The sequence below is a fragment of the Spiroplasma endosymbiont of Tiphia femorata genome (assembly GCF_964020225.1).
Lineage (GTDB): Bacteria > Bacillota_I > Bacilli_A > Mycoplasmatales > VBWQ01 > Spiroplasma_E.
Genome location: NZ_OZ026544.1, coordinates 347,515 through 370,577, shown reverse-complemented (window position 1 = coordinate 370,577; position 23,063 = coordinate 347,515). Strand labels below are relative to the sequence as shown.

Sequence of the window (23,063 nt, the reverse complement as noted above, 5' to 3'; positions counted from 1 at the left end):
CTACATTTAATTAGTTAAAATATTTTTTTGTCTTTTTAGAAATATGTTTACTTGAATAAAATTTTCTTTGTAATTTGGCAATTTCATGTTCAATTTCCAAAATTTTATCTTCAAATTGATAATCTTTTTCTTCTAAACTTAAGTATCCTTTAATAGAAATCCTTTTGCGTAAATACATTATTAATAAAATTGATAATAATAACAGAAAAATCAAAAGTGCTAACCCACCCATTGAATATAAAAAAGTAGTAATTGGAATCTCAAAACCTAAAAACTTAATGGTATTAGTACTACTATCATCACTTACTACTGCTAACACTAATTTCACCTCATACATTAGTATATAAATATTATAACAAAAACACCAAATCTAATTAATATTATCTATTTAATAGTTTATTTTATGTTATAATAATTATTTTAATAATAAAAAAGAATATTATTAATATTCTTTTTCATATGTTCATCCTTCGCTACGTAAATATTTTGCTGCAACAAATTGTGCAAATATTGCTAGAAACAGGCCAAAGAAAGTAATCAATAATAAAACTGTATAATCAAGAATTGGACGATTAATTAAAAATAAATCTTCTGGTGGGCGCTGTAACTCTAAAATAAATCTAATTAAATTTCATCCAAAAAAGTAAAGTCCCATTTGAACACCTGCATGCATCATTCGATAATGATGTGGATTATTTATTTCATAAAGTTTTTTGCTTTTATTTATATAATCATTAATTTTCTTACCAGAAGGTTTGACTTCTGCTAATGCTTTATTTACTACATTTTTTGGTACTTGATTATAATAGTAAACTTTATTTCACATTTTAGTTCAAGTCAAATGTTTTGGGTCACGATTTACTTTATTTCAATATTTTGGATTAAAAGTTATTTTTCCTCAGTATTTAAAATTATTTTTAAAATCAAATTGAAACTTATCTGGTTCTACTTTTCATGGCTTTTTACCAAATCATTTACCAAGATTTGGAACAACAAGTGTAATCACTAATCATAATCCTAAATTAGCAATTGATTCATAAAGAAATATTGGTGCACGATAAACAATTTCACCATTAATAGTTTCTGGAGTGCCACTTGGTCCACCATTTAATTTAAAACAATTATCACGAATAAAAGCAGGTAATCATGATAATGAATCATAACTTACAACGTTACCAAGTAATTCATGATTAAAGAAATTACCTCAACGTCCTAATACCTGTCCTAATAAAATATTAGGAATAATTAAATCACCATATATTCATAATGATATTTTATACTTACGACCAACAAAGTAAAAAATAATTGCACCAGCAATAATTCCAAATAAAACACCACCATGAATAGACATCCCTGGTTTTCAAAATGCAAATTTTTCAAAAAAACTAATTGACTTATTAGGATCATCCTTGCCAAGAAAACTAGCACCAAATAATGAAGCAGGAATAATAAATATTATTGATCATGCTAAAGAATCAGTAGGAACACGATAACGTTTAAATTTTACTCAAGAAGCAATAATTGAAGCAAAAATACCCGACATAATAGCAAATGCATAAACATGAAACCATCCACCATAAGTATCAGTAATGCCGTGAGGTCCAACAAAATCTAAATTTAACATAACAAACACCTCACTTACAAGACCATCTTTTAATATAGAATACCATAATAGAATACCATAACTAACTAAGAATCACAATATAAATAAAGGCAAACAATATATATTACATATATAATTTTGATAAAGTGTAATTGTAATTCACATTTTTTTAGATTTTTTATTGTATATTATTTTTTGCAAATATAAACTTAAATTAAGATTTACCAAAAAACAAATACAAAAAATAATGTATTTTTGCTAAATCTTAATTTAATTTTAAAAAAAAGGAGGGAATAAAAATGAAATTTAAACAATTGTTATTATTAATTACCACTGTTACAAGTTTAGGGATGATATTATCAAATAATAAAATAATTAATAGCAATCAAAATACTACTTTTTTAAATAAAAACAATGTTTCTAAAATTAGCTTTAACAAAATGACAGGCACTACTGGTGAAATTAATAGTTTAACTTTTAAGGGGGAACAAACTTATGCCGTTAATAGTGAAGGTATTGTTTATAAAAGTGACAATGGTCAATCTTTTGAAGAAATAAATTTACTTAATTATGATTATAAAATAAAATCACTAATTACAACACCTAATGGCACAATTTATGTTGGAACTTATAATGAAAAAAATAATGAATTAAAAGTTTATATTCTTAAAAATGATCAACTTGCTGAAAAATATACTTTAAGTTCATATCAATTATTAGCAATGACTTTTGACAAAGAAAATAATATTTATATAGGAACAAATCAAGGGGTATATACTAATTCAAGTCCAACAACTGAATTAGAAAAAATAGATGGGGCAACAGGTAGCATTACAGTTTTAAAAACAACTAAAAATGGCTTAATTTATGCTGGTAATACAGAAGGAATGATTTTTAAAAGTATTGGGGGTAATCCTTTTAATTTAGTTGAGCAACTAAAAGATGGTGGTATTACAAGTATTGCTGTTGATAATAAAGAAACAATCTTTGTTACTAACAACAGTAAAAAAGTTTATTATAAACGTGTTACTATTGCTAATTTTTTACCATATAAGCAAACTTTAGAAACAATAAATACAACAGTAATAACTTTTGGAACAGGGGTTTTAGTTGGTGATAAAGATGGTAATATATGAAAAAGTTATCAAGAAAAAAACTTCACTTTATTCTATGAAAATAAACTTAATTCAATTAATGAATTGATTTATAATTCTAATAATTTTACTATTTATGCAACAACTACTGATGGAATATATAAAAATAAATAATCTAATTTAAAATAACTAATTTTAAGTTAGTTCTTTTTTAAAAAAATTGTAATACTTATTGAAAATTTAATAGTAAAATTATAAATCATTTTAATTTTTTATAATTTTGTTTATTCATAAAACATCTCTAATATTTTATTAGAGATGTTTTTAAAGATACTTTATAAATATATTAAACTTATATATTTGCTTGTAAATTTGATTTATATAAAAAACTATTACTATTTTTTAACTTTAATTTTATTTCTTTAAAAAAATCAAATCTTTCTTTTTCTTTATAATCATTAGAAAATATTTCTAAAGTTTCAGCATCAGATTTTTCATAAAAATGATATATATTATTGAATACTTGCTCTTGTGTTTCTTCTTCTTTTATTACTCGATATATAAAATTAAGAACTGAACACATTTTTCGATATTTATTATCTTTTCTTAAAGCATTATTAAATTTTTCTTTTTGTTTAGTATTTATTTTTGATATTTTTGAACTATTTTTAACGTTTGTTATATCAATTTCTTCATCGACTAAATAAACTATTTGATCTAAAAAATTTAATACTAATTCATCTACATCTTTTGATTTATATTTTTTTAAGGTTTCTAAATAAGTATCTGCTAAATTAATTGCTAATAAATTTAAAAAATTATTTAAAACTTTTGTTTTTAAATTTTTATTGATATTTAAATCCATTATCAAAACTCCTTAAAATCACCTTCAATAGAGTGATTATATCAATTTTAACCTCATATTTTTGTAAATACAATATTACTTTATTTTTTTACCTTTAATTCGTTTTCTTTTAAGTTCCAATTCTAATTTAGGATTATTATCATGTTTTAAATAATAATTTTGTCTATTTATAGTTAATTTATTTTCTAATATTAACCCTAATCTTTTAGTTTTTTCTTCAGCTAATTCTTTTTGTAATTTTCTGTCTTTTTCATTTTCAAGTGATTCACGTTTAAATCTAGAATCTTGTAAATCTTTTTCATGTTGTCTTTGCTTTTCTTTATCAATTAATTTTGCTTCAATCTTAGCTCTATTTTCTATATACTTTTTAATACTTTTAAAAATAGAAATTGGGTTCAAACAATCAATTATTTTTAATAAAATTTTCACATAACCCCCTACTCCCCATTTAAGTAATTATTATTAATATACTTATTATAAATTAAAATTTTATCAATTTCTTAGGGAATTGTTTTTTTATTATATCATTTTATTTATAATTTTTATAAATAAAATGATATAATAAAAAATATAAATAAATTATTTATAAAACTTTGAAATGGGGAATATAAAATGATTAATAACATAAAAAATATGATTAAAAATTACTCTAGAGAAATTGAGTGTCACGCAATAATAAAAAATAATTTAGAAAATAATCATTTAAAAAGTCAAGAGAATTTAATTAATATTGAAATGCTAAAAAATTACATAAAAATTAAAATGGAAATAATTGCAGAATTAAAAAAATACTATATATTTAACATAAAATTGTGAGAAATCTCATTTTTATTTCAAAATATGCTTTATGAAAATAAAAAATTAATTGACTTAAATAGATCAATTAATTTTTTATTTTCAAATAATCCAATTTAGAAAAAAACAAAGCAAATATTTATAACTTTTTTATTAATTTTCTTCATCTATTTTTAAAACAGCACGAAATGCTTCTGGTGGTAATTCAACATTACCAATCGATTTCATTTTTTTCTTTCCTTCTTTTTGTTTTTCTAAAAGTTTTCTTTTTCTTGTAATATCACCACCATAACATTTAGCAATAACATCTTTTCTAACTGCTTGCACAGTTTGACGAGCAATAATTTTATTATTAATAGCAGCCTGAATAGCAACTTCAAAATTTTGTTTTGGAATTAATTTTTTTAATTTTTCACATAAAACACGCCCACGATCATAAGCAAAATCCTTATGAACAATAACAGATAATGCATCAACAATATTACCTGCTAATAAAATATCCATTTTCACTAATTTACTTTCCTGATAACCAATTAATTCATAATCTAATGAAGCATAACCTTTTGATATTGATTTTAATTTATCAAAAAAATCAATGACAATTTCATTCAGTGGCATATTATAAATAAGAGTTCTTCGTAAATTATCAGCATATTTTAAATCTAAATAAGTTCCGCGTTTATCCTGACATAATTGCATCAATGCACCAACATATTGTTCTGGTGTCATTATTGTTACTTGCACAAATGGTTCTTCTACACTTTTAATTGTCTGCACAGTTGGTCATTTTGCTGGATTATCAATTATTAACTTTTCACCATTAGTTAAATTTACTTCATAAATTACAGAAGGAGCTGTTGAAATTAAAACTAAATTATATTCACGCTCTAAACGTTCTTGAATAACATCCATATGTAATAACCCTAAAAAACCACAACGAAAACCAAAACCTAATGCTTGTGATGTTTCAGCAGTAAAAATTAATGAGGCATCCGATAATTGAATTTTATATAATGCATCCTTTAATTCTTGATATTTATTAGTATCAATTGGATATAAACCACAATAAACCATTGGTTTTAAAGTTTTATAACCCGGTAATGGTTCATCAGCAGGATTAATAACACTAGTAATCGTATCACCAACATGAATATCACTAATTATTTTAATTGCACCACTAATTCAACCAACTTCACCAGCTGTTAACATTTCTCTCTTTTCTTCTTTTGGTGTGCGTACTCCTAATTCAGTAATTTCATATTCGGCACCAGTTGACATCATTCTTACTTTATCGCCAACTTTAATTACACCAGTTTTAATTCTAATAAATGCCATCACTCCACGATATTTATCATATAATGAATCAAAAATTAAAGCACGCAATGGTTCATTATCATCAGCATCAATTGGATAAGGAATATATTTAATAACTGCTTCTAAAACATCGCGAATATTAATACCTGTTTTTGCAGAAATTAAAGGCGCATAATCAGCAGGTAAACCCAATACTTTTTCAATTTCTTCCTTAACTTTTTCTGGTTCAGCACTTGGTAAATCTATTTTATTAATAACAGGAATAATTTCTAAATCATTATCTAATGCTAAATATACATTTGCTAAAGTTTGTGCTTCAATACCCTGAGCAGCATCAACTACTAAAATGGCACCTTCACATGCTGCTAAACTACGCGATACTTCATAAGTAAAGTCAACATGACCTGGAGTATCAATTAAGTGAAGCAAATAAGTATGACCATCTAATGATTGATATTTAAGTTGTACACTATTTAGTTTAATTGTAATGCCACGTTCACGTTCTAAATCTAGTGAATCTAACAATTGATTTTTCATTTCCCTTTTTGAAACAGCATTAGTTAATTCTAAAATACGATCAGCCAAAGTTGATTTACCATGATCAATATGGGCAATAATTGAAAAATTTCTAATGTATTTTTTATCGATACTCATAATATTATTTATTCACCTATCTTTTGCTTATAAACTATTTACTATGTTTTAGTATACCAAAGTTTAAATAAAATTAAATCGAAAGTTGCAGATAATGTTATAAATATATTAAACTATCACTTAACAATATATGAAAAGATATATACATAAATAACTAGTTTTTAAAATCATGTAAAATTATAATAACAAAAAATAAAAGGAGGGGGGTTGTTAATAATATGAAAAAAATATTAACAACATTAAGTATTTTAGCAATTACAATTACTGTTGGAAATGTAAATAATGTTAATTTAAATAGTAGTTGGCAACAAAATGTACATATAATTAATAAAACTCAACAGGACACAATTTACATTGACAAAGATGGAGAACAAATAACAACTAATGAAACAGATTTATCAAATATAAATAGCAAAGAAATTGTTCAAATTGGATTTTATAAAAACATTATTAATCAAATTCAAGTGGTTAAAATGCCAAAAACAATTCAAAAAGTGCCAGATCAATTACCATCAGAAATAACATCATTAAAACATATGTTTTGAGATGCTATTGTCTTCAATCAAGATATTTCAAAGTGAGACATTTCAAAAGTAACAGATTTAAGTCTTATCTTTCAAAATGCCATTGCATTTAATCAAAGTCTTGCAGATTGAAATACATCAAATGTAATAAATATGAATTCAATGTTTGCTGATGCTTTAACATTTAATCAAAATATTTCAAATTGAAATACTTCTAATGTAACAAATATGAATAAAATGTTTTTTAATGCAAGATCATTCAATCAAAACCTTTCAAAATCAAATGTAAAAAAAATAATAGAACACAGTAATTTTGCTACTGGCTCAAAAATTTATAATCCCAGTAAATTACCAAAATTTAAACAATAAAAAAATTTAATAAGAAAAAGATAAGGTGGTAAATAATTATGAGAAAACTGCTAAGATTTATATTATCTTTAATGGTTGCAACACCAACAAGTATTAGTTTAGTTGCTTGTGGAGGAGCAGTATATCCTGTACATAAAAAAGATTTAAAAGGTTTATCTGATAACTTAGACATTACAACACTTGATAATAATGTAAAAGTTTTTAAAGTTGAATTAATTAATAAATTAAGAAAAAAAACATTTTCAAATTTACAACTAAGCGATGTAAAAATTAGTAAAAATAATAATATACCTCTACAAGATGCTGATATTAAAAATAGAAAATTAATTATAAAAATAATTGCATTAAGTACTTCTATAAACTTTACTGGTGAAAAAACGATAAATATAAATATTACAACCACACAAGAGAAAAAAGACTTAAATTTACTTATAGCAAATCAAAACCTAGGATTTATTAAAATTTTAGCAAAAAATTTAATTCCAACCAAAGAGGAACTTTTAATTGGTATCAAAAGCATAAATTATGATGCTAGTATTTTAACTATTAATGATTTTAATATTAAAGGGTCTATTAATACTACAAGTGCTATAATTGAAGGAACTGGTGACTATAAAGGTGAAATTACTTTAAGTTATAGACAAGAATTTGATTTTAATATATGAAATTTTCTAGATATTCTTGTAATGGGTCATATGAAAAATAAAGGTTATTGATTGGAAAATATGAAACTTAATATTAAAAATAATGAAATTTTATCAAATGATAAAATTTCATTAATAAATTTAACTAAGACCTTTGAAACTTCTGAACAAACAGAACTTAAAAATAATACAAACCTTGAACAACAACTTAGTACACAAGAATACGATAAAGAAGTAACAAATACTTATTCTGTTACTAATACATATGATGTTGGTATAAGTGAAAAAATATCAATACCTTTTGAAGAAACAACCTTTAATTTTAACTTTAGCCATAGTACCACAAATACAAATTCTGAATCAGTAACATTAAAATATCCATCTCAAAAAATAAATGTATTACCTCATAAAAAGGTAAATATAGATTATGATATATTTTTAAATAATACTAAATCTGACTATATTCTAACTTTAAAATTAGATAAGAGTTCAACTTTTTCTGGAAATTTATATTATTGAGAAGATAATGTTAATAAAGGTTGACAAACATATAATTTCTATGAGCTTCTAACAGAATTAAATAAAAATCAATTTGCTAATAATTGTTTAATGTATGCTAATAATAACGAATTATATTATTCTATTCCATTAACCTTATATGGTAAATCTAATGAATTAGATGTTACAGTCAATCCAGAACAACCAATTTAAAGTTTATATAAAATATTTAATTCAAAAATAACATTTTTTAAAATAAAACTGCTCAATTGAGCAGTTTTTTTAAATATTTTTTTATTCACTAAAGATTTTTTTATTCAACTTTAAAATTATTAAAACAACACCAACAAAAGAAAATTATTATGAAAATCATTAATAAGTGCTAAAAATATATAATTTATATCAGAAAATTATTTTTAATTAATTACTAAATTATTAAAAATAACTAAAATTTTTCTAGATTTAAAAGGAGAAAGAAAAAATATGAAAAATATAAAAACTTTATTTAAATTAATGACAGCAGTTATTTTAACAACAGTTAGTACAGGCTCACTCATTGCATGTCAATCAGATGATATTCTAAAAATGAATATGCAAGTACAAAAAGATTTTAATTTTTTAGATTCAAATAATAATTCAACAATCAAATTAGATATCTATCAAAATAATATAACTAAATTAACAAAATGAAACTCTATTCAACTAAACAATATTACTGCCAGCAATTTATTAGAAAATGATAGCGAAACTACTAAAGCTAAATCTGCTGATGCTGCTAACTTTTTAGTTGATATTTTAAAATTAAAAGCAGTTAGTGGTCAAGGAAAATATAGACTTTTTAAACATAGTGATACACAATCCATTAAGATGAAAGTTAAATCTTACTCACCAATAATTAATAAAAAAATAGATCATACAGATTATATAATTACAGGTGGTACAGTAACTATATTTTTTTTAAAAAATAATAAACAATTATCTGACAATTATTTATTAAATATTTTATCCAAACCAAATGATGGTCTTGTATTACCTAAATTACCAACCACATCTAAGGTATCATTAAATAACTTTAATGATATTCCAGAATTTAAAATTGGACAACCTAAATCAAAATTATTAGTTGATACAGATTTAACAAACTATCTAAAAAGTCCAATTTATTCTTTAGGAGAAAGAATTGCTGATCTTATGAAACAAGGTGACCACTTTAAAGTTAAAGTAAGTAAGTCCGTAAATGATGGAACTTATTTTGCAAAAGGTGATGTTATTAAAGTAAAATTTTCAATTGGTGAAATTCAATTTAATAGTGAATATACGCTAACTATTATTTAAAATAAAAAAAATGAATAATTATTATATTCATTTTTTTATTATTAATTAAATATTAAAAATAATATTTCATTATATTAATTTATCTATATTACTGATGTTAATCTCTTTGTTTGAGATTTACTACCTTCAATAACACTATTATTTTCTGATTCATTTATTTTTTCTACTATATATGTAATAGCAGAAACCGTTCCCACTGCAATAATACCACCAGCAAGTGCAGGAACAATAACAGGCGCACCACCAGCTCCAATCATAATACCACTAATAGCAGCAGAAAGAACAGTAGTTCCAATAACTGTTTCAGATGGTGTTGGATCGATTATATGATTTTTAATTACTTTTTTTAACTTAGATATTTTTTTAAAACTTTTTTTAATTTTTTTATTCATAAAACCTTTTTCTCCTTATTTTAATTAAAAACCCTTTACCTTAAAACTTAAGTAAATGGGTATAAACTTATATTAAGTTTATAAAATTATACCATATTGTCTATATTAGATATAAATAATGGATAATAAGTAAAGAATACACTTATTTTACAATTAAATACCATTACAAAACAAATTTAAATAAAAAGATCAATTGATCTTTTTACTTTTAATAATTAAAATAATTTATTATATGTCAATTATTCATAATTAAATTAGGAAGTGACAAAATGTTAAACTTAAATAAATTAGAAGATTATATATTTGAAGTTTTATTAATTTTTAAAAAATCAAAAAAAATAATTAACAATTTTGATTCTGATTATTTAATTGAAAATATTATTATTAATCAATTTTCCAAATTCTTTAATGAACTAAATTTTCAAAATATAAATACTATGAATCTAAGAAGTTTTATTGAATCAGAAATTGATGGAACAGCACAAAATATAAGAAATTTAAACAAAAATTTAGGGCTAGAATATATAGAAGAAAAGATTCTTGATGAACACCATAAAAAACTAAACTATAAACTTTCAAATAGAAACTCATTAAAACAATTATTTAATGAATGAATAGAAATTAATAGTTTTTTAAATAATTTAAAATCTAAAAAAATTAATATCAGAAAATTAGAATTTGGAGATAAAAATGAACAAATTATTAACTATGCCAATAATTTATATTCAATAAATGAAAGATTTCTTAAAAAAATAAATCAAGTAATAATAAATAAAAAAGAAAAAAAGTGAAAATATACTTTAGATTATTTAAAAATATTAATTGCAACCAATATTAATAATTCTAATTTAAATAATCTAAAAAAATATATTGATATAAATAAAAAACTTATTGATGAAATAATAAATTTTGAAGAAAATAACAAAATACCTTTCAGAAATGACCCAGAGCATAATAAATTTATTACAAACTATTCTTATAAAGAATGTCTGTTTTATCTTTTTATTCAATCATTATTTTCTCTCTTCATCACAAAAATAATTAATTTAATACCAAATATTTTATGATCTTTTGAATAACTATTCTAAAACAGTTATTTTTTTATTTTTTAAATAATCAAATTCTTGATCATTTCAAAAACTATAATTTGATCTAATTTTATTTTTACTAAGAGCATAATAAAGTGGAATAGCAACAAAATAAGCAAAGATAGCTTGAATACTATCAGTAATTAATTCATTAACTGTAATAGCATAATCTTGATAAATTACTAAATAAGACAATGGGTAAATAAATAGTAAAATAGCAGCAAAAAAGAAAGTATAAACAGTACTTCATCAATATTTATTAATTAATAACTTAATAACAAAAAACATTAAAATTCTAATAAAAATTGTAATAGGAATAACCACAATTTTAACACCACTAATTAAATCAAAAATGCCACCCCAATTGGTTCTGCAAATAACAGCATTGGCCCTTCAAAAAAAGCACAATAATGGAATAAAAACAGCATCAAATAATTGCAAAGTAGAATTTCCACCAAATAAACTAGTAATTGCTCAACCAAAAAGAAAAGTTGAACAATAACCAATTGTTACTAATAAACCAGTAATAATACCAGTCATTGCTAAATATTTAATTGAGCGAAAACGATACATCTTTTCCTCCTAGATTACCAAAAAATATTAGTTATTTTTTTACTATTTAAAGATAAAACCAATTGCAATTGGATTAATTTTAGAACCATAGTAACAAGCTGCTATAATTTCTTTTTTACCTGCTGGTTGAATAACTTTAATTACTATGTTATTAGTTTTAGTGGCAACAATAATACCTAATTTATTTATTGCAACAATTGTTCCTGGCAGAGCATTTGATAATTCATTAGTTACTGCTACTTGATGAATTTTGTATATATTATCATTCAACGTAGTATAAGCAATTGGTGTATTATACAATCCACGAACATGACATGAAATTAATTGTGCTGAAAGATTTCAATTAATTTTTTCATCACTTCTTTTAATATTTAAACCAAAAGTTACTTTATTTTCATCTTGTTCTTGTTCTTCAATTTCATTATTAATGATTTTTAATAAATATTTTATTAACATATTTTGTGCTAAAGTTATCAACTTATTAACTAAAGAAGTATATGTATCCTCAATACCAATTGAAACTTGTTCTTGAACATAAATTGCTCCTGCATCCATTTTACTTACCATTTTCATTAATGTAATACCAGTAGTTTGTAATCCATTAATAATTGCTCATTGAATAGGGGCACCACCACGCAATGATGGTAATAATGAAGCATGAATATTTAAACATTTATATTTTGGTAAATTTAAAATTGCTTTTGGTAAAAATTGACCATAAGCACAAGTAAGAATAACATCAATATTTAATAATTGTAAATCTTTTAAACTTTCAATAATATTTTCGGGTTGGAAAACAGGAATTTGATATTCTTGTGCCAATTGTTTAATTGCTAAAGGAACAACTTCTTGTTTACGACCAATTTTACGATCTGGCTGACAAACAACACCAACTATTTCAATTTCATTTTTCATTGTTAATAACAATGTTTTTAAAATATTTTCAGAAAAAAAAGAAGAACCCATAAATAAAATTTTAAATTTTTTCATAATTTTCGCCCTCAATTTTTGCTTTGTACATTTCAATAATATTTTTTACATGTCAGAATAATACTACCATACCTAAAGTATCTTGAGCACAATATTTTAACATATTTTCACGAAAATTATGAATTCAATTAGTTAAACTAATGTTATTTTCAACTCTTCTACGAAAAACTTCTGATGCCATATCTCCTTTTTTAATAACTAATCCTTCATAAGAAAAGGAAGGTTCAAATGCTGGTAAAGTTTTTTTAATTGAAAGAGAACCATAAAACTGTTCTTTATAAATTTTAAATTCTTTAAAAAAATCTTGTAAATCAATAGTACCATCATGAATTAATGATAATTTATTTTTATATTGAGGGTAATAATAAGCTAATTTTTTAAGAACAGATTTCTCAAATGATTGATTATAAGCAACATACGTACCCTTACCATGAATATTAATTAAATCATAACATAATTTTTTTGTTAACATTTCTCTTGGATCATCATTGCCATCTGCTAAAAATTCATAATGTTTAATTGATTTATAAGTTTTAAAATCAAAATCTGGTGCTAATAACACATGGACAGAATATTGAAAAGGAATTTGTTGATATGGTTTACTATTTTTAAACTTAGGTATTGCAGATTTCATAGTCTCAAAATCATACATATAAATTGGATATTGGTACTTTTTGTATTCAATTTTTAAATCAACAAATTTATTGCCATCAATTAATTTTTCACCATTTTTAATTACATCATATTGTCTTAAATGTAAATTAGACTTTGTTAAAAATGGTAATAATCTTTCATCATTAATTTCTAAGAAATCTTCTTCATAATATCACAATGCTTTCTTAGTTTTTCTTAAACGATATAATTCAAAAATAGTATTATGAATAGAAAAATATTTAAAAATATGAGGACAAAATTGATTACTATTTTCATGACAATAAGGTAAAGTTAATAATTTAACTATTTCGTCAATATCACTAATTTTAATAATATTCTTAATATTTTCATATTGTAATTTCAAATTATTATTTAAAATTTCATCTTGAATTGATTCAAAAAGACTAAAACTTTTTTTAGTATTTGGACTTTTTTGCCAAGTTGATCCATTAACAATAAATAATTCATTTAAATCTATTTTTTCTTTCTTAACATAATTATTATTTAAATACATAATATAAGTATTAACTACTTTAATTCCACATTTGGTTAAAATATCATACTGATAAAGTAAATCTCACATATGTTCTTCTTTAACTCAAGTTACTGCTTTTACTTCAATTAAATCCCAACCATCATTATTTCGCTTTAAAATATCACACTTAGTAACACAACCCTGATATTCAAATCTTGGTTCAAATAAAACATCATACTCTTTATTATTAATAATTTCTATAACATTACTACCCAGTTCAGACTCAAAATTAAAACAAGAATATTTTACTTTAAAATATTCTTGAGCATAGTGCCCAGTTTCAATACCATCTGCAATTGTTTCACCAAGATAAAATTCAGAATCATCTTCTTCATTATAATTATTTTCAAATGTATCATCGTCTAAATCAGAAATAGTAATTAAATTAGATTTAAATTTACTACTTGTTTTAGTATGCGTTAGTTCAACAAAATTTATTATCTTTTTCTCTTCAATTAAATGCTTAGCTAAAGCATAATTTTTTGCATTTAAAAATCATGAAAGTTTTCGACAAATACGGAAATGCTTATAATCATCTTTATAAATTTTCATTACATATCACCCAATTGCCTACTTTAAAATAAAGATTTATTTATCTTTTCATCCAGAAAATTTATCATGAATTGCAATTTTAGGTTTTTCTAAATTTTTAGCACGTTTTTTATTTTCTTTATTTTGTAAACGTTCTTCTTCAATTGCAAGTTTAACGCCTTCATTTTCTTTTTTAATTGCTGCTTTTTCTTCTGCTGTCTTTCTTTTTATTTTAATTTTACCACTACGTTTTTTTGACATTTCAATTTTCTTAAGTGTTTCTTCTAAATCTAATTCACAATTTACTTTTCAAATTGTTTCAAATTCTTTCTTTGATAATTGTTTAGTAAACCCTTCTACCTCAAATGCTTTAGTTGCAAATAAATCATTTTTCTTAGAATCATATAATTTTACAATTACATCAAAAACATCACGATAGCGATATTCTTTACTACTACGTGAAACTACTTGTTCAAATTCTACTGTTTTATGTTGCAATTTTAATTCATCACGCATAAAGGATTTAATAATATTTTTTACTTCTTTTTGACGTTGTTTTTTCTCTTCTTTTTTCTTCTTTTTTGCTGAAATTGTTGTAAAAATAAAAATTATTAAAACTACTCCTATAAGCGCTAACATTCATCATTGACTAGATAAATTTCCCATTTTTTATTCCTCTTTTTTGATTTATAAATTTTCCTCGATTACTGCTAATAGTTTAGTTGGACTCATCGGTGAAATTGTTAAAATTAAATTAACATCTTTTTTAATTACAAAATAAAGATGTGTTTTATTTACTCTAATATATTTAAAACTTTTTGTCTCTTCAATATCATAAGACTCATTAATCAATTTTAAACAATATTCACGTAATTGGATATCATTTAAGTCTTGCAATTTTAATCTTGTTCTAATCCTACCAATACTATGGTAAGAAAATTGATAAGGGTTACGAAAATAGTAACTCATTTATTTACCACACCTACATTTATCATTAAAGTTTTTAAACAAATAATTTACATTAAAAGTGTAAAAAAATTAAAATATACTATTAACAAAAAGCTAACACATTAATTATACTGAAAAAATAAAAAATATTATACAACATTTATGATTTTTGTTATAATTATTTTTGTTGTAATTAATCTATAAAACATGTTCAAAACAAAAAAGGAGAAAAAATGGCTAACATTGCATCACAAATTAAAAGAATTAAAACAAACCAAAAAAGAAATGAAATTAATAAAAGTTATAAATCTAAAGTTAAAACTGCTTTAAAAAAAGCTGAAATATCAATAAAAAACAAAGCAGAAAATGCTGCAGTACTTGTTAATGAAGTATGTAGTTTAATTGATAAAGCTGTTGTTAAAGACATTTATCACATTAATAAAGCTGCTCGTCAAAAATCTAAAATTATGACTAAATTAGCAAAAGCAAAATAACTATAATTTATTTTAAAAAGAGACACTATTAATAGTGTCTCTTTTTAAAATATAATTGATATTTTTAAACTAAATTTTTGTTTTAATAAAATACCAAATTTAAAAACTATTTAGCTAATAATGTAAAGTTAGAACTTGATGCTCTAATCTCAGCAAAAATTTTATTTTTTTGAAATTCATCTGATGTATCCATAACTATAAAAATACTAAAATTACTAATATCTAATTTATTACGATCAAATGTACTGTGAATTTTATAAATAGAGGCACCATTTTTAGTAATAATATTAATAATTTCGCTAATAGTACTATTATTAATTTTACCGTTAACTGAAAAAGGAACTCGTCGATGTGAACTAATTAAGGCGCTATTAATAATTGTTCCTAATGTAGTAATATCAACATTACCACCACTAATTACACAAACAACATTTTTATCTTTACCAATGATTTTATCTAATTTACCAGAAAGAATAGCAGCAACACTAACAGCACCACTACCTTCAGTTACAATTTTACATTTTTCTAATAAAAATAACATTGCTTGCGAAATTTCTTCTTCGCTAACAGTAACAACTTTATCAACATTTTTCTTTAAAATATTAAATGTTAATTCTCCTGTTTGTTTAACAGTAATTCCATCAGCAATTGAACTTTTACCTTGAATTTTAAATGGTTTTCCTTGTTTTAAAGCTTGATTATAAGAATCAACATTTTGTGCCTCAATCCCAATAAATTTAATATTTGGATTTTTACTTTTTAAATAAATTGAAATACCACTTAAAAGTCCTCCTCCTCCAATTGGAACTAAACAATAATCAATTTCTTTACCCATTGCATTCATTTGCTCATATATTTCTAAACCAATTGTACCTTGACCAGCAATAACAAAATTATCATCATATGGATGAACTAACGTTAACCCTTCTTCTTTTTCAAGTCTTAATGCTTCAGACATTGCATCATCAAACATATTACCACAAAGTTTAACAGTACATTTAGCACCACCAAATTCTTTAGTAGCAGCAATTTTGGCTAGTGGTGCTGTTAAAGGCATAACTATCTTGGATACTAAATTTAAACTTGAAGCTGCTAAAGCAACTCCTTGTGCATGATTACCAGCACTAGCAGCAATTAAACCCTTTGCTTGCTGTTCCTTTGATAAATTAAGAATTTTATTTAAAGTTCCTCTAATTTTAAAACTACCTGTTTTTTGTAAATTTTCTAACTTTAAAAATATATTATTACCAGAAAATGAAGAAAGTTTATCTGCTTTTATCAAACTTGTCTTACTAATTTTATCTTTAATTTTTGAATACGTTTCTTCAATTACTTCTTCACTTACTAAATTTTCCAAAATGGTTCCTCCTGAGTTTCTATCTAATTTCTCAAATATAATTAATTATACAATATAATAACTTTTATTTATAAAACAACAAAAGTAATCATTAATAGTATATGGTTTTATAATTAAATGGGATTTGAATTCATAAATGTTGATTTAAAGCATATGTTAAATTGCTATACTACATAATCACTATTTTCAAATCTATATTATATATACATGAAAAACAAAAATTAAAAAATATTTTTCCAAAATATTTAGAATTAATACTGTTTATTTTATTGTTACAAATTTCAATAATTGCTTTTTAACACTTAATTATAGTACAATCTAATGCAGGAGGTATTATATATGGAAAATAATGAACAAAATAAGAAAAAAATAGATAAATCTCGGCCACTAGTAGAAATTTTAAATCTAACAAAGGAATATAAAAATAAAATAGCATTAGATAAAGTTAATTTAACTATTAATCCTGGCGATCGAATTGGAATCATTGGTGCAAATGGTAGTGGTAAATCAACTTTAAGTGAAATTATTGGTGGTATTCGTAAACCAACATCTGGTGAAATAATTCGTCAAGAACATCTAGTAAATGGTTTACAATTTCAAGAATCTAGATATCCGGCCGGAATATCTGTTATGGATATGATTAAATATTATTTACATACTTTTAATATTTCAATGAAAGAAGATGAACTATTAGAGTTACTGAAGACATACCAATTACTTGGAATTGAAAATAAGTTTATTCAAACACTTTCGGGTGGACAACAACAACGTTTAAATATTTTACTTGCTGTTATTCATGATCCTGATCTAGTTATTTTAGATGAAGTTTCCACAGGATTAGATATTGAAGTTCGTTCAGAAATTTTTGAATTTTTTAGAAAAAATATTATTGACAAAAATAAGACAATGATCTTAGTTACTCATAATATGAGCGAAGTTGAAGAATTTTGTGAAAAGTATATTTACATTCATAATGGAATTATAAAAGAAGCAGGAAATGTTAAAGATATTGTTAAAAAATATGGTTCAGTTCATAACTTTACATGAAAAATGTTTGATAAAAATAAAAAAGCTGATTTAAAAAAACAATATGAAGAAATAAAAAAAGAAAATGCTGAAATCAAAAAAAATAAGAAAAAAAATAAATGAATTCATAAAGCCAAAATGCCCGAAAAAAGTCGACCATTAATAAACTTAATGTTTAAATATTATTATCGAGGATTTTTTGTACCCTTCTTTTTAGTTTTATTTCCAATTCTAATGTTGTTCTTAGAAGGTTTTGCTTTTAAACAAATGGAAGGTGATACTGTAAAAAGTTTACATACTTTAGTTGGTTCAATTTCAATGTTACAACCAATGGCAGTAGGAATTTTCATTATTCCACAAACAATTGTTGAATTTAAAAATAGTGTTTTAATGAAGCGAATTGGAGCAACAAATATTAAACCAATTTTCTTTGTTCTTTCAGTTATGATAATTGGATTTTTCTTTATGATAGCGACATTCTTATGATCTTTATTATGAACTGGAATTATGTTTGGTGGTACTTATGGGTGAAATAATATAGTAACAGCAAATTTTATTGGAGAATCTATCCCATTTATTATCTTAATTTTCTTTTCATCAATGGGTTTAGGAATGTTATTGGCCTCAATTTTCAAATCAGTAACTGCTTTAGTTGCAGCATCAAATGTAATTTATTTTCCGGTTGCACTTTTAAGTGGGGTATTTTTCCCAGCTGAGTTAATTAATAGTAGTCCCGTTTTAAAATACGCAACTTACTTTAATCCATTTAAATACGCTATGGATCCATTTATTCAAGCTTGAAGTGGAACAAGTTTTACTTTTACAACAACTTATGGAATATATCTAGGAGTTGCGGCTTGGATTGATTGGTATTTACACAATAGTTGCAAGTTCAAAATTACGTTGACAAGCATAAGATATTAAATCTAATAATTAAAAATAATAAAATAAAAAAGGACTAAAAGTCCTTTTTTATTTTATTATTTAAATAAATCACTATTACGTCAAAATTTATGATCTTTTGTATCTTTTTTATTATCATTATCTAAACTATCATCAAAAAGTGATGGATCGATTTCATAGGGTTTACCACTTAAAGCATTATTAATAGCATTTTGATATTCCGAATTGGCTCTCATAATTTTATTACGATCAATTTTTGGATTAAGAATAGCAATAACTAGTATAATAGCAATTGGTAAAATTGCTGTTGCTGCTGTAATATATGTTAATATTTGAAAAGCTTTAAAAGTTGCTAATCCTTTTAATCAAGGTAAAGCATTAGGATTAATTTCATTACCTTTATCTAAAAAAGAAATAAATGTTCTTAATAATGAATCATTTGTTGTCATATAAATTAAATTTGAAATTGTATAAATTATTCAAAAAATTAAAATAACTATTAAAAAATATGATGTTCGATATAAATCACGACCTAATTTTGGTGGTTTTAAAATTGAATATAAAAAGCCTCCATTTAAAACTATTGTTGTGACAATAGTGAAAACTATAGTTTTTGATTGTTGTGCAAAATTATAATAAACAGGTAATGTACTATTATTTTTAATTTGAAAAGTACCTGCTATAAAATAAGTTAGTATATAAGTAGCTATTGCTAGCACTGTTGTTAATAAGAAAAAAGCTGATAATATTTTCTTTAAAAGTGGAATATATTTTGGTTTATTCATATACGGGTAAAATTTAGGATTTGTGGCGGGATGTTGCGGTAATACACCTAACTTCGCTAAATTTGCTAAACTATTATTATCAAGATTATTAATATTTAAATTATTACCCAGATTTCCAATGCCACCAATATTAGGATTTGTATCAACATTATTATCAACATTCTGATTATTTGGAGTAACACTTGGCTTAACCTCAGTAGCATCATCACTAAAATTATTTAATGCAGTAATTTGATCATTTAATTCATTAAAAGTATTATTATCAAACTGTCTTATTCGTTCAAGACTTTCTTTTTCCACAGTCTTACAAATATTAGTAATTGTAACTATTAATAAGTTACGCTCTTCAAGAATTTCAATACGATTTTTAGGAGAACTTTTAGTAATACTCAAACTACGATTTACCAAATTAGAAATTAACTGCAAAAATTCTATTGCATACTTTTTATCTTTTAATTCTTTTTCAAGAAAAAATAAATTAGAAATTTGTAATTCTAAAATTTTTAAAAGTTCTTCATTAGCAAAAATAGATTTTCTAACAATTAAATTATTTAAACTGTTATATATAGTACTTGATATTTCATAGTATAATGCAACATTTAAATCTTCTTCTGAGTACACTTTTTCAGTTTTTTTCTTTGTAACTCTTTTTACTTTTGGTTTAACCAATGTAATGTCACTATTTTCTTCTACTAACTTTTTTTCTGTAACATCAGTATTTTTATTACTTTTCATTATATGTATCACCTCTTGAGTTTAAAACATCTATAATTATATACTAAATATTCAAAAAAAATAAATCAATTGCAATATTTTTATTAAACTTTCCTTTTTTGATATTGTAATCTAATTCATATAATTTTAACAAAATATTATTAATATTTAAATTAATATTTAAATATTGTTCTAATATTTTTACTTGAAACTTAGAAATATTTAATATATTGGAAATATCTTCATTACTTTTTTTTTGTTTAACTAAAATTTTGATATCTCTAATTAATTCTAATTGATATACAAGAATATTAATCAATTTAATTTTATCATAATTAATAACATTATAATAGTTATATTGTCTTCAAAAATTGTTATAATCTTTTTTTAATATATATTCAACAGTTTTAAAAATATTTGTTTCAAAATATTTAGGAACCACCTCAATAATAATATCTGAAGTTATTTTTTTTCCAATTAATCTTAATTTTGATAACTCATTTAAAATAATACTGACATCATTTGGCAAGTATTCTAAAAGAAAATTAGTTGCTTCTTGAGTAATGTTAATTTTAAAACTATTGCAAACTTTATTAATTAATAATAATAATTGTGATTTTGTATAATTTTTAATTTTGATAATATTAAATTGTTGAAATTCTCTACTAATTTTAAAATCAACATTTAAACTTTTAATAATTATCATTGTTTTTTGATTATGATTAAGCAAAGCATTAACAAATTTTTTTTCTTTAATATATTTTTGTCATAAATTACTGCTATCATTAATTACGATTACTTTATTTTCTTCAAATATACTCATAATTTGAATTTCATTAATAATATTAACAATTGTATCCTCTTGTAATTCATATAGATTATAATCATAATTTTCTTTTTTATGATTTTTTTTAATTAATTGTTCAATATTTTTTCTTACTAAATACTCATCTTGACCATGAACAATATAAACCATGTTTCCAACCTCACAAAATTATTAATATATTTTATGTTAATGTTATAATATCATAATGTTTCATATATAATCACACTTTTATTTTTTCCTCAATAATAAACTTTTTTAAGATTATTCAGTGTTTCAATATTTGAAAAATACTTTCGTTTTTGATAATATTCCAAATTTGAACTTTTATCTTATATAGTAATTATTATATCTAATGTTTTAAAACATTATCACTTTTCAACTAAATTATAAAGATCTTCAGCAACCGCTTGATGCACTAATGTTGTTGGATGAACTTCATCAAAGAAGAAATAATTATTTAATGTTTCTTTTGTTGAACCATTAACATATGTTGCTGTAACAGCACCATCTAATGCCATATGAGCATAATCAGATTCAATTGCATTTTGAGTAATATTTTTACCTTCTTGTTGAAATATCAGTGCATATTTACTTAATTCTTCTCTTAAACTAAATCTTCTAATAAAATTAGGATAATTAGTTGTATATAAAAATATCTCGTGATTTCAAAGTGTTTTATAAGCATCAGATAATTGTTTTGCTAAAACTTGCGATTTAGTTCCATAATATTTTGGGACAAGACTAAAATCTGGAACATCAGTAGCAACAATATGTTGGATGCCTTTATTAATTAATTCTTGAATTATATCTCCTTCTTTTATAATTGCATTATAAATAATATCAAGTCCTTTATAATAGTTACCACTATCAATAGCAGCCAACATATCATTATTTCCTGATTCAAGAAAGACTAAATCATCACTTTGTAAATCTTGATGTTGAGATAAAAAAGCAGCCATTTGATGTTGAAGGCTAAAACGATTTGAATAAAATGTTCCTGTTCATGAATCATTTTCAGCTGCAACAGCACCCCCAACCGCATAGTTATTACCAAATTGCTCATAAGTTGCTGCATCATTTAAAATCGTATATTTTCATCCTGCTTGTAAGTTTAAATGTAATTTATTAGCTAAAATTTCAGCTGCAACCTTACCATTACTGAAAGAGCGATTTAAATAATATGGATCTCCTAATTCTACTTGAGCGACTCATCAAGGTGCTAATGGTGATTTTTGGACAAAGTCACTCCCAGCTCCAACAAAACTCCCAGTATCAGAAAGACTATCACCAAGAATGTATAATTGATAATAATCAATAACTGTTTTTTCTTCCTTAATATTGGATGTAATAGTAGTTATTAACATTTAAGGTAACAACAAAATTTTTAATAAATGATTTATTTTTTTCATATTTTTCCCCTTTTGTTTTAATTATATATTTTTTAGTTTCTTTTCTAAAAAGTAATTTTCTTTTAATTATTCAATACTTTTTACTAAATATTCATATTGAACATGAATAATATAAATACTATTTCTAATCTCACAATATTATT

General features: G+C 23.2%; 23 protein-coding genes. 8 read left to right on the top strand and 15 right to left on the bottom strand.

Annotated elements, in window-relative coordinates; translation table 4 throughout:
- Positions 1-10: 10 nt before the first annotated feature.
- Positions 11-319, bottom strand: coding sequence for a hypothetical protein (locus tag AACK83_RS02215; RefSeq protein ID WP_174480536.1), 309 nt, complete (start codon positions 317-319; stop codon positions 11-13).
- 123 nt (positions 320-442) lie between these two features.
- Positions 443-1,624: a prolipoprotein diacylglyceryl transferase gene (locus AACK83_RS02210; protein ID WP_338959126.1), complete on the bottom strand. Its 1,182-nt coding sequence runs from the start codon at positions 1,622-1,624 to the stop codon at positions 443-445.
- Positions 1,625-1,902: 278 nt separating this feature from the next.
- On the opposite strand from AACK83_RS02210, the gene AACK83_RS02205 reads away from it, so the two are divergent.
- On the top strand, positions 1,903-2,871 hold the full coding sequence (locus AACK83_RS02205) for a hypothetical protein (protein WP_338959124.1): 969 nt from the start codon (positions 1,903-1,905) through the stop codon (positions 2,869-2,871).
- A gap of 178 nt (positions 2,872-3,049) precedes the next feature.
- On the opposite strand, the gene AACK83_RS02200 is transcribed toward AACK83_RS02205, so the two are convergent.
- Together AACK83_RS02200 and AACK83_RS02195 are read right to left on the bottom strand one after the other, a co-directional pair.
- On the bottom strand, positions 3,050-3,562 hold the full coding sequence (locus AACK83_RS02200; protein WP_338959121.1) for a hypothetical protein: 513 nt from the start codon (positions 3,560-3,562) through the stop codon (positions 3,050-3,052).
- Positions 3,563-3,637: 75 nt separating this feature from the next.
- Positions 3,638-3,991, bottom strand: coding sequence for a hypothetical protein (locus AACK83_RS02195; protein ID WP_338959118.1), 354 nt, complete (start codon positions 3,989-3,991; stop codon positions 3,638-3,640).
- A gap of 183 nt (positions 3,992-4,174) precedes the next feature.
- Between AACK83_RS02195 and AACK83_RS02190 the strand changes: the two genes are divergently transcribed.
- Positions 4,175-4,477, top strand: a complete 303-nt coding sequence (locus tag AACK83_RS02190) for a hypothetical protein (protein ID WP_338959115.1) — start codon at positions 4,175-4,177, stop codon at positions 4,475-4,477.
- A 33-nt stretch (positions 4,478-4,510) separates the two neighbouring features.
- Here the strand turns inward: AACK83_RS02190 and lepA are convergent, their stop codons facing one another.
- On the bottom strand, positions 4,511-6,319 hold the full coding sequence (gene lepA, locus AACK83_RS02185; RefSeq protein ID WP_422397099.1) for a translation elongation factor 4: 1,809 nt from the start codon (positions 6,317-6,319) through the stop codon (positions 4,511-4,513).
- A 224-nt stretch (positions 6,320-6,543) separates the two neighbouring features.
- Between lepA and AACK83_RS02180 the strand changes: the two genes are divergently transcribed.
- From AACK83_RS02180 to AACK83_RS02170, 3 genes are all read left to right on the top strand, one after another.
- Positions 6,544-7,218, top strand: a complete 675-nt coding sequence (locus tag AACK83_RS02180) for a BspA family leucine-rich repeat surface protein (RefSeq protein ID WP_338959110.1) — start codon at positions 6,544-6,546, stop codon at positions 7,216-7,218.
- A gap of 38 nt (positions 7,219-7,256) precedes the next feature.
- Positions 7,257-8,573, top strand: a complete 1,317-nt coding sequence (locus AACK83_RS02175) for an ETX/MTX2 family pore-forming toxin (protein ID WP_338959107.1) — start codon at positions 7,257-7,259, stop codon at positions 8,571-8,573.
- A gap of 270 nt (positions 8,574-8,843) precedes the next feature.
- The gene (locus AACK83_RS02170; RefSeq protein ID WP_338959104.1) at positions 8,844-9,695 is read left to right on the top strand and encodes a hypothetical protein; all 852 of its coding nucleotides are present in this window, start codon (positions 8,844-8,846) and stop codon (positions 9,693-9,695) included.
- An 83-nt stretch (positions 9,696-9,778) separates the two neighbouring features.
- Here AACK83_RS02170 and AACK83_RS02165 read toward each other — a convergent pair whose 3' ends face one another.
- The gene (locus AACK83_RS02165; RefSeq protein ID WP_338959102.1) at positions 9,779-10,087 is read right to left on the bottom strand and encodes a hypothetical protein; all 309 of its coding nucleotides are present in this window, start codon (positions 10,085-10,087) and stop codon (positions 9,779-9,781) included.
- Between the two features lie 269 nt (positions 10,088-10,356).
- Between AACK83_RS02165 and AACK83_RS02160 the strand changes: the two genes are divergently transcribed.
- Positions 10,357-11,166 carry a hypothetical protein gene (locus AACK83_RS02160; RefSeq protein WP_338959100.1) on the top strand — a complete coding sequence of 270 codons (810 nt, stop codon included), beginning with the start codon at positions 10,357-10,359 and terminating at the stop codon, positions 11,164-11,166.
- On the opposite strand, the gene AACK83_RS02155 is transcribed toward AACK83_RS02160, so the two are convergent.
- From AACK83_RS02155 to AACK83_RS02135, 5 genes are read right to left on the bottom strand one after another with little or no spacing between them, the layout of a single operon-like run.
- Positions 11,167-11,748: a hypothetical protein gene (locus AACK83_RS02155; RefSeq protein ID WP_338959098.1), complete on the bottom strand. Its 582-nt coding sequence runs from the start codon at positions 11,746-11,748 to the stop codon at positions 11,167-11,169.
- Positions 11,749-11,790: 42 nt separating this feature from the next.
- On the bottom strand, positions 11,791-12,738 hold the full coding sequence (gene fmt, locus AACK83_RS02150; protein ID WP_338959096.1) for a methionyl-tRNA formyltransferase: 948 nt from the start codon (positions 12,736-12,738) through the stop codon (positions 11,791-11,793).
- A complete protein-coding gene (locus AACK83_RS02145; RefSeq protein WP_338959094.1) occupies positions 12,725-14,479 on the bottom strand; it encodes a DUF2779 domain-containing protein in 1,755 nt (584 codons plus the stop codon). Before AACK83_RS02145 ends, fmt begins: the two co-directional genes overlap by 14 nt.
- Positions 14,480-14,515: 36 nt before the next feature.
- Complete coding sequence (locus AACK83_RS02140) at positions 14,516-15,124, bottom strand: hypothetical protein (RefSeq protein ID WP_338959091.1); 609 nt, start codon at positions 15,122-15,124, stop codon at positions 14,516-14,518.
- Between the two features lie 21 nt (positions 15,125-15,145).
- Positions 15,146-15,427, bottom strand: coding sequence for a hypothetical protein (locus tag AACK83_RS02135; protein WP_174480491.1), 282 nt, complete (start codon positions 15,425-15,427; stop codon positions 15,146-15,148).
- Between the two features lie 212 nt (positions 15,428-15,639).
- Between AACK83_RS02135 and rpsT the strand changes: the two genes are divergently transcribed.
- Positions 15,640-15,900, top strand: coding sequence for a 30S ribosomal protein S20 (gene rpsT / locus AACK83_RS02130; RefSeq protein WP_338959088.1), 261 nt, complete (start codon positions 15,640-15,642; stop codon positions 15,898-15,900).
- Positions 15,901-16,006: 106 nt separating this feature from the next.
- Here rpsT and ilvA read toward each other — a convergent pair whose 3' ends face one another.
- Positions 16,007-17,257, bottom strand: coding sequence for a threonine ammonia-lyase (ilvA, locus tag AACK83_RS02125; RefSeq protein WP_338959085.1), 1,251 nt, complete (start codon positions 17,255-17,257; stop codon positions 16,007-16,009).
- A 339-nt stretch (positions 17,258-17,596) separates the two neighbouring features.
- Here ilvA and AACK83_RS02120 point away from each other — a divergent pair, with 339 nt between their 5' ends.
- The gene (locus AACK83_RS02120; protein ID WP_338959083.1) at positions 17,597-19,207 is read left to right on the top strand and encodes an ABC transporter ATP-binding protein/permease; all 1,611 of its coding nucleotides are present in this window, start codon (positions 17,597-17,599) and stop codon (positions 19,205-19,207) included.
- Between the two features lie 56 nt (positions 19,208-19,263).
- Here the strand turns inward: AACK83_RS02120 and AACK83_RS02115 are convergent, their stop codons facing one another.
- The 3 genes from AACK83_RS02115 to AACK83_RS02105 all read right to left on the bottom strand — a co-directional run bounded on the left by AACK83_RS02115 (position 19,264) and on the right by AACK83_RS02105 (position 22,875).
- Complete coding sequence (locus AACK83_RS02115) at positions 19,264-20,706, bottom strand: hypothetical protein (protein ID WP_338959080.1); 1,443 nt, start codon at positions 20,704-20,706, stop codon at positions 19,264-19,266.
- Between the two features lie 43 nt (positions 20,707-20,749).
- Positions 20,750-21,661, bottom strand: a complete 912-nt coding sequence (gene holA, locus AACK83_RS02110; protein WP_338959077.1) for a DNA polymerase III subunit delta — start codon at positions 21,659-21,661, stop codon at positions 20,750-20,752.
- Between the two features lie 215 nt (positions 21,662-21,876).
- Positions 21,877-22,875, bottom strand: coding sequence for an SGNH/GDSL hydrolase family protein (locus AACK83_RS02105; protein WP_338959074.1), 999 nt, complete (start codon positions 22,873-22,875; stop codon positions 21,877-21,879).
- Positions 22,876-23,063: the final 188 nt, after the last annotated feature.